The 2145-nt window shown below is 76.4% G+C and carries 1 protein-coding gene; it reads right to left on the bottom strand.

The features are described from left to right. Positions 1 to 2145 (bottom strand): acyltransferase domain-containing protein (locus B7767_RS27890; RefSeq protein ID WP_143652662.1); only part of this gene is annotated, 2145 nt, incomplete at both ends.

The following is a 2145-nucleotide window of genomic DNA, read 5'->3' on the forward strand; positions in this document are numbered from 1 at the left end:
GTCGATCTCGGCGGTGACCGTGCCGTCGGCGTCGGCGTAGGTGATGTCCCAGCACATCTCGTTGGCGCCGCGGCTGCGCCGGCGCAGGTGCACGACGCCGGTGGGCGCGGGGGTGCGCCACACGCGCACGGCTCCGAACACGGTCGGCAGGAACGCGGCGGATTCCGCCTCCGCCCCGGCGAGGGCCACGGTGGCCTGCAGCGGTGCGTCGATCAGGACGGGGTGGGCGGTGTAGGCGTCGGCGGTGTGCGCCAGCCGGTAGGTGACCAGCGCCTCTTCGTCGCCGACGTCGACGCGGTCGATGAGCTGGAAGCCCGGCCCGCAGTTCAGGCCGATGCCGTGGCACGTCCGGTAGAAGTCGGGGCCGTCGACGCTCCGGTCGCAGCGGGCCCGGAGCGCGGCGAGGTCGAGCGGGTCCGGTGCCGTGCCGAGCAGGGTGCGGACCTGGGCGCGTACGACGGGCCGGCACTCCCCTCCGTGTTCCTCGCGGACGCTGATGGTCACGGCGCCGTCGTCGGGGGTGACCGCGGTCTGCAGGGCGACCGGGGTCGGGTCCGGCCACGGCACGGACAGCGGGCGGCCGATCTCCAGGTGCCGTACCTCGACCGGACGGTCCAGGGCCCGGCGGCCGGCGCTCAGGGCCATCTCCACGTAGGCGGCGGCCGGCATGAGGACGTCGTCCCCGATCCGGTGGTCCCCCAGCCAGGGCACCAGTTGCGGCTCGACGGTGCCGTGCCACACGGGGTGCGGGGCGGGCATCCGCTCGCCCACCAGCGGATGGTCCAGCAGACCGCTGCCGCTGGTGCCCGCGACGCGGTCCTGCGCGGTGCCGTGCCAGTACCGTTCGTGCTGCCAGGCGTAGGCGGGCAGGTCGACCACCCGGCCCGGCCGGGGGAAGTGGTGCCGCCAGTCGGTGGTGGTGTCGGCGGCGAGCACGGCGGCGACGGCCGCTGCGGTCTCGCGGGGGCCGTCGCCGTCGCGGTGCAGGGTGGCGACGCGGGTGGCGCCGGTGCGGCGCAGGTAGGGGCGCAGCACCGGGTGCGGGCCGATCTCGGCCAGGACGTCGGCGTGTTCGGCGGCGAGCAGGCCGGCCGCCTCGGCGAACCGGACGGGTTCGCGGACGTTGCGCCACCAGTACACGGCGTCGAGTTCCGGCCCGTTCAGCTCGGTGCCGGTGACGGTGGAGACGAACGGGATCCGGGCGGGGGCGGGTTCGAGTCCGTCGAGCGCGTCGAGCAGCGGTTCCCTGATGGGGTCCATGGCCCGGCTGTGGAAGGCGTAGTCCAGGTCCAGTTCGCGGAAGAAGACGCCGCGGCCGGCCAGTTCGGCGCCCCAGGCGGCGAGTGCGTCGGCGTCCCCGGCGACGGTCACGTCGCTCTCGCTGTTGACGCCCGCGATCTCCAGGGCGCCGTCGCGGCGGAGCAGTTCCTCACGTGCCCGCGCCTCGGGCAGGCCGACGGCGGCCATCCGGCCCCGGCCGGCCGTGGCGCCCTGGGTGCGACTGCGCACGGCGATCACCAGCGCCGCCTGTTCGAGGGTGAGGGCCCCGGCGGCGTGGGCGGCGGCGACCTCGCCGACGCTGTGTCCCGCCACGGCCCGCGGGCGCACCCCGTGCGAGGCGAGCAGCCCGGTCAGGCCGGTCTGGACGGCGAACAGGACCGGCTGGGCCACCTCCGTGCGCTGCCACTTCCGGGGGGACGGGTGGGCCAGCTCCTTGGCCACCGACCAGCCGAGGTGGGGTGCCAGGGCCGCGTCGGTCTCCTCGACGGCCCGGCGGAAGGCCGGTTCGCGCTCCAGCAGGTCGGCGGCCATGCCCGGCCACTGGGAGGCGTTGCCGGAGAACACGAACGCGACCCCGCCCCGCTCGCCCGTGCGCACGACGGCCCCGCGGGCGGGCTCCGCGGCCGTCAGCCGGTCCAGCTGCCGGGCGGCGTCCTGCGGATCGGTGGCCAGTACGGCGGCGCGGTGCGGATGCGTGGTGCGCCGTACGGTGCTGGTGTGGGCCAGGTCGTAGAACTCGCCGGGCTCCGCGTCCCGCAGTCGCTCCGCCATGCGGGCGGTCATCCGCTTCAGCGCCTCGGGGGACCGTGCGGAGACGACCAGCGGCAGCGGGCGCCCGTCCGGCGCCGGGCCCGGCTCGGTCGC

Origin of the sequence: Streptomyces sp. 13-12-16 (assembly GCF_002114215.1) — a bacterium.
Taxonomy (GTDB): Bacteria; Actinomycetota; Actinomycetes; order Streptomycetales; family Streptomycetaceae; genus Streptomyces.